The sequence below is a fragment of the Pandoraea pulmonicola genome (assembly GCF_000815105.2).
Lineage (GTDB): Bacteria > Pseudomonadota > Gammaproteobacteria > Burkholderiales > Burkholderiaceae > Pandoraea > Pandoraea pulmonicola.
This window is the reverse complement of sequence record NZ_CP010310.2, coordinates 4,970,232-4,985,098: the sequence shown is the minus strand read 5'-3', so window position 1 is coordinate 4,985,098 and position 14,867 is coordinate 4,970,232. Positions and strand designations below refer to the sequence as shown.

The 14,867-nt window shown below is 65.2% G+C and carries 14 protein-coding genes; 6 read left to right on the top strand and 8 right to left on the bottom strand.

The features are described 5' to 3' along the window. Positions 1-548: 548 nt before the first annotated feature. From RO07_RS21380 to RO07_RS21370, 3 genes are all read right to left on the bottom strand, one after another. Positions 549-1,250 (bottom strand): SH3 domain-containing protein, encoded by a 702-nt coding sequence (locus RO07_RS21380; RefSeq protein WP_072637125.1) that lies wholly within the window; start codon positions 1,248-1,250, stop codon positions 549-551. 215 nt (positions 1,251-1,465) lie between these two features. Beyond that, a complete protein-coding gene (locus RO07_RS21375; RefSeq protein ID WP_039405568.1) occupies positions 1,466-2,572 on the bottom strand; it encodes an S-(hydroxymethyl)glutathione dehydrogenase/class III alcohol dehydrogenase in 1,107 nt (368 codons plus the stop codon). A gap of 320 nt (positions 2,573-2,892) precedes the next feature. After that, positions 2,893-4,614: a putative bifunctional diguanylate cyclase/phosphodiesterase gene (locus tag RO07_RS21370; RefSeq protein WP_052266779.1), complete on the bottom strand. Its 1,722-nt coding sequence runs from the start codon at positions 4,612-4,614 to the stop codon at positions 2,893-2,895. A 525-nt stretch (positions 4,615-5,139) separates the two neighbouring features. On the opposite strand from RO07_RS21370, the gene yfiR reads away from it, so the two are divergent. From yfiR to RO07_RS21350, 4 genes are all read left to right on the top strand, one after another. Beyond that, the gene (gene yfiR, locus RO07_RS21365) at positions 5,140-5,706 is read left to right on the top strand and encodes a regulatory sequestration protein YfiR (protein WP_052266778.1); all 567 of its coding nucleotides are present in this window, start codon (positions 5,140-5,142) and stop codon (positions 5,704-5,706) included. A gap of 188 nt (positions 5,707-5,894) precedes the next feature. Next, entirely contained in the window at positions 5,895-7,145 is a 1,251-nt protein-coding gene (gene dgcN, locus RO07_RS21360) for a diguanylate cyclase DgcN/YfiN (RefSeq protein ID WP_039413191.1), read from the top strand. Between the two features lie 81 nt (positions 7,146-7,226). Further along, a complete protein-coding gene (gene yfiB / locus RO07_RS21355) occupies positions 7,227-7,802 on the top strand; it encodes an outer membrane lipoprotein YfiB (protein WP_472462555.1) in 576 nt (191 codons plus the stop codon). 208 nt (positions 7,803-8,010) lie between these two features. Beyond that, positions 8,011-9,276 carry an SGNH/GDSL hydrolase family protein gene (locus RO07_RS21350; RefSeq protein ID WP_418303729.1) on the top strand — a complete coding sequence of 422 codons (1,266 nt, stop codon included), beginning with the start codon at positions 8,011-8,013 and terminating at the stop codon, positions 9,274-9,276. 61 nt (positions 9,277-9,337) lie between these two features. On the opposite strand, the gene RO07_RS21345 is transcribed toward RO07_RS21350, so the two are convergent. Beyond that, on the bottom strand, positions 9,338-10,000 hold the full coding sequence (locus RO07_RS21345; protein WP_039405563.1) for a 2-hydroxychromene-2-carboxylate isomerase: 663 nt from the start codon (positions 9,998-10,000) through the stop codon (positions 9,338-9,340). 256 nt (positions 10,001-10,256) lie between these two features. On the opposite strand from RO07_RS21345, the gene RO07_RS21340 reads away from it, so the two are divergent. Next, positions 10,257-11,309: a YeiH family protein gene (locus RO07_RS21340; protein ID WP_052266777.1), complete on the top strand. Its 1,053-nt coding sequence runs from the start codon at positions 10,257-10,259 to the stop codon at positions 11,307-11,309. Between the two features lie 104 nt (positions 11,310-11,413). Further along, the gene (locus RO07_RS26175; RefSeq protein ID WP_157118221.1) at positions 11,414-11,584 is read left to right on the top strand and encodes a hypothetical protein; all 171 of its coding nucleotides are present in this window, start codon (positions 11,414-11,416) and stop codon (positions 11,582-11,584) included. A gap of 101 nt (positions 11,585-11,685) precedes the next feature. Here RO07_RS26175 and RO07_RS21335 read toward each other — a convergent pair whose 3' ends face one another. From RO07_RS21335 to RO07_RS21320, 4 genes are all read right to left on the bottom strand, one after another. Next, positions 11,686-12,579 (bottom strand): glycosyltransferase family 2 protein, encoded by an 894-nt coding sequence (locus RO07_RS21335; RefSeq protein ID WP_039405560.1) that lies wholly within the window; start codon positions 12,577-12,579, stop codon positions 11,686-11,688. Beyond that, positions 12,573-13,877, bottom strand: coding sequence for an O-antigen ligase family protein (locus RO07_RS21330; RefSeq protein ID WP_084072741.1), 1,305 nt, complete (start codon positions 13,875-13,877; stop codon positions 12,573-12,575). Before RO07_RS21330 ends, RO07_RS21335 begins: the two co-directional genes overlap by 7 nt. A gap of 113 nt (positions 13,878-13,990) precedes the next feature. Next, on the bottom strand, positions 13,991-14,323 hold the full coding sequence (locus RO07_RS21325) for a hypothetical protein (protein WP_052266775.1): 333 nt from the start codon (positions 14,321-14,323) through the stop codon (positions 13,991-13,993). Between the two features lie 70 nt (positions 14,324-14,393). Beyond that, entirely contained in the window at positions 14,394-14,606 is a 213-nt protein-coding gene (locus RO07_RS21320; RefSeq protein WP_039405558.1) for a hypothetical protein, read from the bottom strand. Positions 14,607-14,867 lie beyond the last annotated feature (261 nt).

Genomic DNA, 14,867 nt, shown 5'->3' with positions numbered 1-14,867 from the left:
CCGGCTGCGGCATGGCGATAGGCAACCACGGCGTGCGCATGGCACGCCAGGGCGGGACGAACACGATCGAGACTTACGGAGGATCCTGCCGGACTGCCGTGACCATCGCGGCTACGCGACGGCACACCGGAGAAAGGTCTGCTGAAGGGTCTTGATTGATGCTGAATGCCCGGGTACGCAAACTCGTGCGCGTCGCTCGGGCCATGGCTCGCTGTCCTGCAGTCCGGCCATCGGCGCCTGATCGGCACCCCCGCCTGGCCGGAATTGCTCACATTTTAAGCGTTTTTCAGGAGGTGCGTGCAGCGATTGCTGAATTTGGGGGGCGTGTTGAGGCTTATCAGGAGTTTATCGGAAGCTGGCCAGCGAAACCCACAACCCGCTCATCACTTTCCCACCCGCTCAGACGCCCGGGCCGCGGACGTTACCGGTACCCTGACTCCGCTCCACCTCAAAGTCGCTCCGTCAGGGCACCGATAACGTCCGCCCATCTCACCCCCCACAACCACCGCCCACTTCATACGGCTTGCCCTACGTCGTCCCTTGGCGTCTCATTGATTTGGGCCGCCTGGGGCGCCGCCCGGATGGCGGCCTCCATGCCCTCCACCATGACCTCCGCCACGCCCGCCATACCCGTCATGTCCTCCCCTCGGCAGCCTTGGCCCCGCGCCATGTCCCGGCGGACGCCCCGGCCCCGAACCCGCGCCATGACCCGGAGGCCAGGAGCCCGGACCCGCTCCGTGGCCCGGCGGCCGCGGTCCCGGTCCATGGCCCATCCCCGGCGGCCGGTGGCCCGGTCCCGGATAATGACCCGGCAGGCGTGGTCCCGGCCCACCCCAATGCGGCGGCCGGTGCCAATACCGCTGATCGTGATACCACGAACGATTGCGGTAATGGCTGCCCCAATACGAGCCGATGGAGAAAGTGATGATCGGCAACCCGATCGCCGTGCCGTAGTTGAGCACCGGCACCGGGTTGCCCTGGTACGGATAGCTCAACAAACCCGCATAGATCCAGCCGCGCGTGCCCGGCAAGCCGATGTCGCACCACGTGTAACCGGACAGGCAGCCATACACGGTCACCGGCATGCCGGCTGCGGCCTGCGCCACAACGGGATATTCAGCCGCCGGACCCGCGCGCACGTTGGCCAGCGTGTTGACAACCGCCTGTCCCGACTGCGCGGACGCCGCCTCCGGCACCGCCGTCATCACGGCCGCCCCGGCAAGGACGAGCGGTAAGGTCCATGGTTTCATGTCGGTCTCCCTATGTCGGCGGCGCAGCTTGACGGCATCGCCGTCAGGCAGCGATAACCCGCCCGAAGTCTTTCCGTCCGGTTCGACCGACGCCTGCCATCGTTGGTTTTCAGTATCGTGTAACGAAACGAGACAGGAATATTGGCGCGTATGACTTCGCTTGCGATTTCAGGCGGCGCGGGCGCCACGCCGCCATCCGTTCGCCCCTCCCGCGATCAATACAGCACGACCGAGCGGATGGACTCGCCGCGCTTCATCAGGTCGAAGCCTTCGTTGATCTGATCGAGACGCAAGGTATGGGTGATGAGGTCGTCGATGTTGATCTTGCCCTCCATGTACCAGTCGACGATTTTCGGCACATCGGTGCGCCCGCGTGCGCCGCCGAACGCGGAGCCTTTCCACTCGCGGCCCGTGACCAACTGGAACGGGCGCGTGCTGATTTCCTGACCGGCCGCCGCCACGCCGATGATGAACGACTGACCCCAGCCCTTGTGGCAGCACTCCAGTGCCTGACGCATGGTCGTGACGTTGCCGATGCACTCGAACGAGTAGTCGGCGCCGCCATCGGTCAACTGCACGATGGCGTCGACGACGTTCTCGACTTCCTTCGGATTGATGAAGTGCGTCATGCCGAATTTCTTCGCGAGCTCGACGCGGCCCGGATTGATGTCGATGCCGATGATCTTGTCGGCGCCGACCATCTTCGCGCCCTGGATCACGTTCAGGCCGATACCGCCAAGGCCGAACACCACGACGTTCGCCCCCGCTTCGACCTTCGCGGAATAGACGACCGCGCCTACGCCGGTGGTCACGCCGCAGCCGATGTAGCAGACCTTGTCGAACGGCGCATCGGAGCGCACTTTCGCCACGGCGATTTCCGGCACGACGATGTAGTTCGAGAAGGTGGAGGTGCCCATGTAGTGGAAGATGGGCTTGCCGTCGAGCGAGAAGCGCGACGTGGCGTCCGGCATCAGGCCGCGGCCCTGCGTGCTGCGGATGGCCTGGCAGAGGTTGGTCTTGCGCGACAGGCAGAACTTGCACTGACGGCACTCGGGCGTGTACAGCGGAATGACGTGATCGTCTTTCTTCACCGTGGTGACGCCGGGACCGACGTCCACGACCACGCCCGCACCTTCATGGCCGAGAATGGCAGGGAAGATCCCCTCCGGGTCGGCGCCGGAGAGCGTGTAGTAGTCCGTATGGCAGATGCCGGTGGCCTTGACCTCGATCAGCACCTCGCCCGCGCGCGGCCCCTCCAGATCGACTTCTTCGATGGTCAGGGGCTTGCCCGCTTCCCAGGCAATGGCGGCTTTGGTTTTCATGGCGATATTCCTCGTTGCAACGTCGTTCGGGGGATTCCCTTCGCGACGTACCTTACCGCGTTCTAAAGTCACGCGCGAGTCTTGACAAGCCATGTCACCGGAAAATGCGGCGCCCGACGCAAGAATTGCCAGACGCCGGCGCCCGGCACGCCTGTCTCACCTGCCTCGCCTGTTCCCGTCAGGCGACCCGCACCGGCTCACGAGGGGCGAGCCGACGGCTCGTGAAATCCCGCTCGGTAGTGCCCCAAAACGCCAATCCGACCGGGCGACGGACGGTTCGACATCGAGCCGGCGCACGGCATTGGCGAAGCGAGTTTGCGTCAGCGCCGTGCACCGCTGCCCAGCGGCGCCACGATGTGATGCAGCCCGTGCATGTCGACGGGCCGCGCGAACCAGTAGCCCTGCGCCTCGTCGCAGCCCAATTCGGTGAGTCGCTGGGCTTGCGCCTGCGTCTCCACGCCTTCGGCTGTCACGCGCAGCCCGAGCGAATGTGCCATGGCGATCACCGCGCTCACGATGGCATGACTCGGTGCATGTGTCAGCATGTCGCGCACGAAGGTCCGGTCGATCTTCAGGCGGTTGACGGGGAAACGCGTCAGGTAGGCAAGGCTCGCGTAGCCGGTGCCGAAGTCGTCCACGGCGATCTCCACACCCATGTCATGCAGTGAGCGCAGGCATCCGACGGCGGTGCTCGAATCGCCGAGCAGCACCGTCTCCGTGATTTCTATCTCCAGATACGCGGGCGCCAATGCGTGCGCCTGCAATGCACGCTCGACCATGCCCACGACATCCTGGCGCGCGAACTGCTGCGCCGAAACGTTTACCGAGATGCGCGGCAGACGGCCGCAGCGGCGCAGCAGTCGGCTCGCTTCGCGGCACGCGGTCTGCATCACCCATTCGCCCAGCGCCAGGATCATCCCCGAAGTCTCGGCGATGGGGATGAACTCGGCCGGGCCGATCGCGCCGAGGGACGGATGGCGCCAGCGCAGGAGCGTTTCGGCGTTGCGGATCTCGCCGTCCGACAAACTGACCTGCGGCTGATAGACGAGGTGCAGTTGCGCGTGCGGCTGGTCGTGCACGGCCACGCGCAAGAGACTTTCAAGCGCGTTGCGCCGCTTCGCCTGGGCGTCCATTTCGCTGCTGAAGAAGCGCAGGCCGCCGCCGTTCGCATCGGCAATCGCCAACGCTACGTGGGCGCGGCGCAGCAGCGTCTCCGGCGTGCTGCCGTGATCGGGATAGCTCACGGCGCCGATGCTTGCGTCGAGCGCCACGGTATTCCGGTCGACGTCGACCCATTGGGCGAGCCGCGCCTGCAGCTTCGACGCCAGTACGCGCGCCGCGTCTCCCGTTTCATTGGTGACGATCACGAACTGGCTGCCGCCCAGGCATGCCAGTGTATCTTCGGGGCCGACCGCCTCGCGCAAACGCTCGGCGGCGATGCGCAGGGCGAGTTCGGCCGCCGGCGGCCCGAAGGTGCCGCGCAGCTTGCGAAGATGATCGAGCTCGATGAGCATCACGGTCAGTCCGGCTTGCTGGCGCGCGCAACGGTGAATCGCCAGTTCGAGGCGTTCGTCGAGCAGTGTCTGGTTGGGCAGGCGGGTGACCGGATCATGGTGGGTGACGTACCACAGCCGCGACGCCACTTCGACGTGCTGCGAGAGGTCGAGCACAATGCCGACCCAGCGTCGCTCGCCGGGCACATGCTCGACACACGACAAGGCGAGGCGGACCGGCAGCCAACTGCGCGCCGGCGTGAGCAGATGCCACTCGTCGTCGTAGGGCACCGCCTCGCCGGCTGACAGGCTGGCCAGCGCAGGCGGCCGGCGACGTGCCAGCTCGGAAGGGTCCAGCAAGGAAAGAAAGCTGCGCTTGCCCAGCAGGTCGGCGGGCTGGTGACCGGTAAGCCGTGTGAACGCCGCGTTCATGCGCTCGAGCATGCCGTCGTCGTTGCACACGAACATGGCATAAGGGGCGCTGTCGAGCGCAGCGCGGCTCAATTCGGTTTGAACGTCGGGCACCCGACGGGGGACGGGCTCGTTCATGCCCACACCTCCCGAAAGCCGCTCCGAGCGGGGTTCCGGCACGTCATGCAACACCTCCCTGGCGTCGCGATTGTCATCTCGAAAATCGAGCGATCGACGGGCTTGATTTCTCTTGTTTTTCAAAAAGTTATGTGCACTATTCTGCCACGTCGAAAAGGGCCGTGGACGAGGGAAAACGTGGGGGGTGGAGGGGTTTCCCAAATGCATTGTCTCGCGCATGCTGTGTATTGTTCCGATGCCCTGCGAGGCCTATCGAAAATGAGAGGGATGTGTCGCGCCGGCGAGGCGCGCGGGCGATGACGGCGTGCGGCAAATGGTTCACCTGTATGGCTTGCGGGCGAGGCCTTCGGTATGATGCGCCCTGACTCGAACGGGGGCCCCGTGCAGTACGTCAATCCGGCAAGGCGGTGAACACCCCGGCAACATCGGCAATTTCGGCAAAGGAAGACAGCGTTGCATTGCGTCTGGATATCGGTGAACAGCATGGCGGGACGTGACTGGCGGGAACGCCGGCCAGGTCTTCGTGTGCGCGCACGTTTCGCGCTCGCACGGGGTGCGTGGTTCGCCGGACTGCTGTTTGCCGTCGGGCACGCCGTAGCGCAGACGCCTGCCGTCGGAGCATCTGCCGCATCGGCGGCGAACCACGTCCGCGACGCCAGCGTGCGGCAAGTGGTGCTGGGCATCATCAGTTATACCCGCTGGCCAACGTCTCCCGACAAGGTTCGCCTTTGCGTGAGCGGCAACACTGACTACGCACGCGAGTTGCTCTCCGGGCCGTTGCCCAGTACCGGTCTACCGGTCGAAGCGCAGCGCATACCGGTCACCGATCCTGCGATTGGTTCGTCGTGCGACGCGTTGTATCTCGGTGCCGTAAGCGACACCGAACGCCGGCACTTGCTTGCCAGCATCGCCGGTCACCCCATGCTGACGATCAGCGAGCGCAATGACTCGTGCACGCAGGGCACGATGTTCTGCCTGAACGTCGATGCCGACCGGGTGACTTTCGACATCAACCTCGACACCGTCGCGCGCAGCGGCGTACGTGTCCACCCCAACGTGCTGAAGCTGGCGCGAAAACCGGGGACACCATGACGATCCAACGCCCCCCAACCCCCACTCTGCCCCCCGGAACCGGCGCGCCCATGGCCGGCCTCCTGTCGCCGCTCGCCTCGGAGGCCAGGACCGGCGCGCCCGGCGCGGCCGGCGATCCCCCGTCGGCGGCCGTGAACGGCGCGTCCCGGCGCAACGATCACTTGCCGCCATTCGACAATCAGCCGGCCATGGCCAGCACGCGGGGGCCGCGACGCCGCGCTCGCCCGTCGCTGCAGCGCGTGCTGCGACGCACGCACCTGCGTCTGGCCGTCTCCGCCGTGGTGCTGGCTGCCGTCTCGCTCACGCTCGTGGCGTGGATCGGACTGCGCGCCTACGCCGAGAACAACCTGATGCTGCTCGGCCGCTCGCTCGCCTACACCGCCGAGGCCGCCGTGGTGTTCGGCGACCGCGTGGCCGCGCAGGAAGGCATCGCCCTCATCGCGAATGACGAAGACGTGGTGCAGGTGCGCGTGCTCGATGCGAACGGCGCACAGTTCGCGCTGTGGCGGCGGCCCGATGGCGGCACGCTCACGCGCTTGGAACGTACGGTCGCCGACATCGCGCTGCCCGGGCCGGTCACGCTGCCGATTCGCCATGACGGCAATGTCGTCGGTCATATCGAGGTGCAGGGGCAGGGACATCAGTTCTTTGTATTCCTACTGAGTGGCGTGGGTGGCGTGCTGGCGTGTCTGCTGGTAACGTTTGCCGTGGCGAACGTGCTGGCCAAGCGAATGCATCGCGATATCGTCAAGCCACTGCGCGCGCTGGCGGAGGTCGCCCATGCCGTGCGGCGCGAGCGCGCGTTCCATCAGCGCGTGGCGCCCACGCCGCTGGCCGAGCTCAAGGAACTCGGCGACGACTTCAACGCGCTGCTCGACGAATTCGAGGGGTGGCAGAACCATCTGCGCGCGCAGAACGCAACGCTCGCGCACCAGGCCAATCACGATCCGTTGACCGGGCTGCCGAACCGCGGGTACTTCGAGTCGCGTCTCGCCCAGGCGTTGATCGACGCCCACGAGCTGGGCACCCATGTCGCCCTGCTCTATCTCGACAGCGATCGGTTCAAGGAGATCAACGACCAGATGGGGCATGACGCCGGCGACGCCGTGCTGATCACGATTGCCGAGCGCCTGCGTCAGCCGTTGCGCGAAGGCGATCTGGTGGCGCGGCTCGGGGGCGACGAATTCGCCGTGATGCTGCCCGGCGTGCGCCAGACGTCGAACGCCGTGAGGCTCGCGCAGAGTTTGCTCGTGGCGATGGAAAAACCGATCCCGCTGCCCGATGGCGGCGAGGTCATCACGTCGATGAGCATCGGCGTGGCGCTGTACCCGAACCACGCCGCCGACGCGCCCGGGCTGTTGCGCATGGCCGATGCCGCGATGTATCAGGCCAAACGGGCCGGCGTGGGGACCTGGCATGTGGCGCAAAGCCTCGCATGAAGCTGCGCGCAGCAACCAGGCCACAGGCATCACCATAACCATAAATGACGATCAGATTACATACCGCAATGGGGATTTACCTTGGACTTCGTTGTTGACACTCACCGCTCGTACCGCGCGCTTATCGGCTGGGCTGCGCGTCTCGTTCATCGACTCGCGAGCCTGATGACCCGCGCGCGCCGTCTCGCCGCACTCGTCTGCCTGATCGGCATCGGCGCACTGGCCGGCTGCCAGACCACTCCGGTCCATGGCCTGACCGCCGAGCAGATTGCGGCACTCAAGGCCGAAGGCTTCGTCCAGACCGACGAGGGCTGGGAATTCGGCATGGCCGATACGGTGCTCTTCGACACCGACCAGTTCGTGCTGAAAGACGGGGCGCGGCAGACCGTGGCCCGTATCGGACAGACGCTGGTGAAGGTCGGCCTGAACGAGGTGCGCGTGTACGGTTACACGGACTCGGTTGGTAGCGACGCCTACAACGAACAGCTCTCCGGGCGGCGTGCCGACGCCGTGGCCGAGGCACTGATCGACGCGGGGATGCAGCGTGCGGGGATCAAGACGGTCGGTGCGGGCAAGCGCAATCCTGTGGCCGATAACAGCACGCCGGCCGGCCGGGCGCAGAATCGCCGCGTGGCGATCGTGATTTCGACGCGTTGAAGTTTCGTCTCGTCGCGCTCGTGCGACCGGAGATGATCCGTGGAGGGTCGTTATCGACGGTAAGGCAGGTCAGGGCTTGCCAACGGCTGCGATCAGGCACAATGTCGGCTATCGCCGGAGTCCTCCGGCGGAGCCGCCCGTTCTTGTCGCGATGCCTCCGACGTTCCCGATGTCCCTGATTCACCGTTTCTTTCTCCCCGACGGCCTGTTGCGAGTGCGCCGCGTCTTGTCCGTGGCGCCGACCTGCGCCCTGTTGGCCGCGGTGGCGGGCACGGCCCCGGGGGCGTTCGCCCAGAACGCGCGCGTGGGCGTCTGGGCTACCGCGCCGCAAGCCGTGGCGCAGCACCCGGCAGCCCCGTCGTTCAATCGGGCGCCGGCCGTGGGCGGGCGGACGGTGCGCCAGATCGTCTACCCGACGCTCTCGGGCAATGAAACGCGCGTGCGCCTGAGCAACGCGTACGGCACTCAGCCGCTGGTCATCGAACGCGCAAGCGTGGCGGCGTCCTTGCGCGGCGCCGCCATCGATGCGACGACGGCGCGCGCGCTCACCTTCAGTGGGCAGCCGGTCGCCAGGATCGCGCCCGGGGCGTCGCTGGAGAGCGATCCGGTGCCGTTCGCCGTGCGCGCCGGCGCGCCGCTGGCCATCAGCCTCTTTACCCGGGAAGCGCGCACGCCGACAACGTGGCACAAGATCGCGCAGCAGACCGCGTTCCTGAGCGGTGCCGGCGACTTCGTCGACGATGCGAAGGCGTCGGTATTTCCCACCCGCTTTACGAACACGCTATGGCTCGCGGGCGTGAGCGTGGTGCCGGACATGCCGGCACAAGCCGTCGTCGCGATCGGCGACTCGATCACCGACGGCATGCGCAGCACGCTCAACGCGAACCGCCGCTGGCCGGACGTGCTGGCGAGGCGTATCGAGGGCGCGGGGCGTCGCGATGTCGCGGTGCTCAATCTCGGCATCAGCGGCAATCGTCTGTTGCACGATTCGGCCTGTTACGGCGAGCGGTTGGTGGCGCGCTTTCGCCGCGATGCGCTGGAGCAGCCCGGCGTACGCACGGTGGTCGTACAGATCGGCATCAACGACATCAATTTCGGCTACGTGCCGCCGCATGCGGGACTCGACTGCGACGTGCCGCACGTGATCGTGAACGCGCAGGAGATGATCGGGGGGTACCAGTCGCTGATCGCGGCGGCGCGCGCCCGCAACGTCCGGATTCTGGGAACGACCATCCCGCCGGGCAAACTGCCGCCCGAGCGCGAAGCCGTGCGTGAGGCGGTCAACCAGTGGGTGCGCACCGGTGGCGCATTCGATGGCGTGATCGACTTCGATGCGGCCCTGCGCGATCCCGCTCAGCCCACACGCATGTTGCCGCGCTTCGACAGCGGCGACGGCACGCACCCGAGCGACGCCGGTTATGCCGCGATGGCGGACGCCGTACCTCTGGCGCTCGTGCTCGGCGGCGTGAAGTAGCCGTCGCGCGTGACGGCGCAACGGCGATGGGAGTGCCGCGAGTCGGTAAGCGGGCGGGGCTTCAACGCTCCCGTCGCACGCCGACCGTCACCTGTTCAAGACGCGCCACCTCTGGCGAGTGCAGCCATTCGGGATGCGCAAGGCAATGCCGGAACAGCGCTGTCGCATCGTCACCCCAATACAACTGGCCGTCATGAGCGAACGTCGGCACGCCGAACACGCCCGACGCGATCGCGCTTTCGGTGTTCTCGCGTAGCGCGGCCTTCACCTCCGGCGCTTCCGCCCGGGCGAGGGCTTCGCCGCCGGACAAGCCAAGACGCTCGCTCAGCACCTGCCATTCGCCCGCGTCGGTGACGTCGCGCCCCTCGGCCCAGATGAAGCGGAAGATCGCACGTACGACGTCGCGTGTGGCGCCGAGTGCCACGGCCAGACGCAGCACACGGATCGGATGAAACGGATGCACGGGCGGCATGCGGTAGGCAATGCCGTCCTGCTCGGCACGAAACTGCGCCATGCGGTACGTGAAGATGCGTTTGCGCGGCGTCTCCGCCGGCCCTTGCGTTTGCAGATGCACGAGGATCGCACCGAGCACGATCGGTTTGAGTTCGACGTCGAGTTCGGGCGGCAGCGTGTCGAACCGCTCGAACTGGAGATACGAGAACGGGGAGGCGAAATCGAAATACCACTGCGCGCGCGAGGGCGCGGTGCCGACAACTTGCGACATGGAGGCGGTCTCCTGAAGTGAGCTCTGGGAGTCTCTTTTGCGGACTTCGCACAGTGTAGCGGTGCCATACGCTTGGCGAGCGTCATCAAGGCCTCACTTCCTGTCCCCAAAAGTGTAGTGAATTCAGTGGGTTATCGAGGTCGCTCATACCTCTCGCCAAATCATCGGATTTTCGGATGATTTGTATTTGATATAACGATTTTTATTATTGAAGCGGAGTTTTTAGACTTGCAGTCATTCCATCGGAGTGCCTGCCATGACAACAAAAACCCACACCACTCGCCACGCTGCGGCCAGCCGGCCCGATACGCTGGTGCCGGATCAGCACAACCCGTGGGCCGGTCTGCTTCTTTCGACCGCGATCGCGTTCGTGGCGCTGTTGCTCGGTCGTGAGATGCCGATCGTCGGCGGTCCGGTGTTCGGCATCCTGCTCGGCATTCTCGTGCGCAACGTCTTCTCGCCCGGCGCCCGCTACGAGGCCGGCATCAAGTTCGCCTCGAAGTACGTGCTGCAGTGGTCGATCATCGCGCTCGGTTTCGGCCTGAGTCTGTCGCAGGTGGCGCACACCGGCCTGGAGTCGCTGGCCGTGACGGCCGTCACCATCACCGCGGCCGGCCTGTCGGCGTGGGGGTTGGGTCGTCTGCTGGGCGTAGGCGACAAGCTCAAGTTGCTTATCGGCGTGGGAACGGCCATTTGCGGCGGGTCGGCCATCGCGGCGGTCACGCCGATCGTGAAGCCGGACGACCACGAAACCGCGTTCGCTATCTCGACCATCTTCCTGTTCAACATTGCGGCCGTGCTGCTGTTCCCGATGCTCGGCCATATGCTGAACCTGTCGGATCTCGGCTTCGGCATGTGGGCAGGAACGGCCATCAACGACACGTCGTCGGTCGTCGCCGCAGGCTACAGCTACAGCAAGGCCGCGGGCGACTATGCGACCATCGTGAAACTCACCCGCGCCACGCTGATCATCCCCATCTGCCTGACGCTGGCCGCCATCGTCGCCTACCGTGCCAAGCGCGCCGGCGCCGGCAACTTCAGCCTCGCCCGAATCTTCCCGTGGTTCATTCTCGGCTTCCTCATCGCCTCGGGCGTGCGTACCGCCGGGTTCGTGCCGGCCGAGTTGCAGCCCTGGATTCACGACGCCGCCGAGTTCCTGATCATCGTTGCGTTGACGGCCATCGGCCTGTCGTCGAACCTGCGTCGCATGGCGTCGACGGGCGTGCGTCCGATCCTGCTGGGCCTGGGGGTGTGGGCCGCCGTGTCGGTGAGCAGCCTCGCGGTGCAATTGATGATGGGACAGCTCTGAACCCTGCCTCAAGGGTAGACCCGGCGGGCAAGCCGGGCGGCCTCGCCTAGAATGCAATCACGGACGGCCAATGGTCGTCCGTGAAGCGTTTTCGGGAGGCCAACATGGCAACCTCATTCGGTGAAATCTGGTACACGGTCGGCGCGCTTATCCTGATCGCCCTGCTGGCCGGCATGGCCTGGGAAATCGGCCAGTGGTGGACGCGACACCCCGATCATCGTGCGGTGCAGCGTCTGGAGCACGCCTGGAGCCGGATTCGTCACCCGCGCCATTGACGTCGCTGTCGTTGTCCGGTGCGAGGTCGCGGGAAAAGGAAAAGGAAGGGAAAGGGACGGCTGACGTTCGTCAGCCGGTGCACAGGTATGGTTGTCGGGGGTCAGTCCAACTGGAGATGGCTCGGTACGTTGGCATCCCAGCGGGCGAGGTCTTCGAGCGGGTAGGGCTTGCTGCCGTGCAGCGCGCGCTTGATGCGGCTCTTGCCGCTGGGCTGCGGGACATTGGGCAGCGTACTGCCTGCCGGCGTGCCGGCCAGGTCGAGGTAATCGCGCTTGAACTCGGCCTGCGTCATTCCCCACTTCATCAGAAACTCACGGCTACCGCGATTCTTCACGACACGGCCGGTGGAACGGCAGCCGAAGTGGTACACCACGCTCTTGCCGACGATCCGGAAGGTGCGACAGCCGACCAGCCACAGCTTCATGAGGAAGTCGTCGTCGCTGCTCATCCCCGGGCCGAATTCGATGCTGTACCCCCCGACCAGATGCCACAGACTGCGGCTCACCAGCGTGGGCTGCGTCGGCACGCCATTCACGTCGCCGCGACCGAGCGATGCGGCGAAGGCGAGCAGTCCCGCTTCGTCGAACGTGTCCGTTGTCGTGCCGAAGTCCTTCGAAACCACCTGTTTGCTGACGCCGGCGTTCGGCTCGATCATCACCGAGGACAGGTAGTACACGGGGGTGTCGAGCGCGCGGGCGGCGTCGGTGAGTGCGGTGTCCCAGCCGGGCGTGACGAACATGTCGTCGTTCAGGAACAGCAACTGATCGTGCGACGCGAGCGGTGCGAGCTGGTTCAGCGCCAGGCATACACCGACGTTGCCCATGCTGTGCGTATGACGCAGACCCTGCTCGCGCACCCAGTCGAGTGTGCCGTCGCTGCCGTCGTTCACATGGACGAGGATCTCGTGCGCTTCGCCTGAATGACGGCGAACGCTATCGATGCACAGCTTGAGGAACGGCAGGTTGTTCCAGGTAGGGATCAGGATGCTCAGCATGCTTTGTTCTGGCCTTGGCGCGAAGGGGCCGGTTCGGTGGTGTTGGCGAATGCCGCAAATAATGACAGCATCGTCGCGTAGAAGGCCACCGTCACCTTCAGGTTGAACGTCTCGACGGTCAGTCCGAAAACGGCAAAGGCGACGGCCGTCATCAGTCCCATGAGGGCCGCTCGGTGTGCCCGCGGGCTATGGCTGAGCCTGGCCGCGCGGATGAAGAAACAGGCAGGGCCGATATAGACGCCGAGAATGGCCAGCAAGCCGAGCAGTCCGTAGTCGACGAAATACGCCAGCACTTGATTGTGGACTTCGCCCATACCGTACTCGGCGGCGGTCGGTGTGAGTACGCCCTCTTTGGCCATGGTCGGCATGGCGAGCCGGTAGCCATGAGCGCCCAGCCCAAGTACCGGATGCTCCGCGATGAGCTGACCGGCCGCTTTCCATAGCTCGAGCCGGATGCCGGTGGATGTGTCCGGCTGCCCGGCTGACAGGCTGGTGAGGTCGGTCTGAACGGATGCGAACCGTTCGCGAACCGTTTGCGATGCGAAAGTGCTCGCGAGCAGGACGACGGCAACGATCGTTATCGTGACCCGGCGAGCCACGCTGACCGGATGTCTGGGCCATAACAACCAGACGACGAGCAGACACGGTAACGCGATCCATCCCCCTCGGGACTGGCTTGCCACCGAGGCATAGCAACCGGCCACACCGCCAATGATCTTGAGTGCCACGATCCACGGCTTGTCGTGGGACAGCCAATGAATCGACACCACCGAAAGGATGCCGAGCAGCAGGGCGATGTCGCCAAAGTGGATTGGATTGAGAAATGTGCTTCCGGCACGCGGTGCGAGAAGGTCCGCCGTCGAATACAGCGCCATGGCCGCCGCGCTGATGGCGCCCGCGGCGAAGGTGAGGTCGGCCCATTTCGGCACGGCGTCGACAAGTCGCTGCAATCCGAAAAATACGATGACGGCGAGCAGGAAACGAACCGGGGAGTCCAGCGTGTTCGAGATAATTTTTCCGTGGAGCGCCTCGGTCAGCAGGACGCCGAAAAAGGGCAGGGCCAGCGACACGACGAACACGCGGACACCAACGTCAGCTTTGATATGCGCCCGAATCTCACCCTGCTTGCGATCCGCCAGCGGTACCGCAGCTCCCAACGCCACGATGAGGAACATCACCGTGTTTCCTCCGCGGGGCACAACGAGCGCGGCGGCGGGAAATAACAGGATCAGAATGCCGAAAATCTTGGCTAGGAGGTGTCGGCTGGCACAGCGAACCGGCGCGGGGAACTTGCTCATTGGCAACTTGCGGACTTCGTGATTTGCTTTGCACGAAGTATGCCAGAAATGCCCTCGACACCGCGTTTTTATGAATCTTCAACAACGTCGCCGTTTGCAAGGCGGGCCGACGCTCACAAATTCATCGCCCCCAGCACCCCGCACAGATGCAGCGCGACGTGTGTCCATGCCGCTTCGTCATACGAATCGCTCTCGCGGGCCTGACGTTGCGCAGCATGAAACGCGCGCCAGAGCGCGGCGGCGCTCGACGGCGTTCCTCCCGCCAACTGGTATTGGCGCTGCAACGCTTCTGCGAGCCAGGGTTGCTCGTGGGCGCAAGCCTCTGCGTAGGCTTCGACCGCGACTCGCGCGTATGGGTCATTCGACGGGTCGAGCACGACTTCCTGGCGGGCGGCGGCACGTGGCATGGCGGCCCGGGCGTTGTAGTGTGTGTGATGGTATTTCATCGGGTCTCGTGTCGAGGCGGGGCGCGCTGCGCGCCAGCGCCGCTGGCGCGGGCATATCACCGAAGTGGACTCAGTCGTTTTCCATGTCGCGGATGAATAGCATCGCCGCATGCTTGGCCTGATCGATGCTGGAGAACGTCCGGCCGTCCATTGGCCATATGTCAACGAGCACCGCATAGTTGCCAGGCTGGTCGGCCTGCATGATACGAATGTAATGCTGCCGGAACACGCAGCGCGCGAGTTCCACTGTCGGATGCGGCCGGCGGAAATGGGCGGTTGCCATGACTGTCTCCAGAGATTCGGCCCTCCGGCCTCGGTAGGGCCGTTATCCAGGCATATGCAAATCCCGCGCCAGGCCTCCCAAGTCGACTAACCGCTTGATTTGTAAGGAGTTGATGACGGCTGACGTCGGCGCGTCATCGGAAAACGTTACGAAAACGAAACATGAGAGGAACGTCGGGACGTAACAGCATCGTCCCGCGGCGCTACGTTCCGTGCGTCTGGTTGGCCCTAGTGTGTTGCCGCTAAAATGGGCAATTTCCCG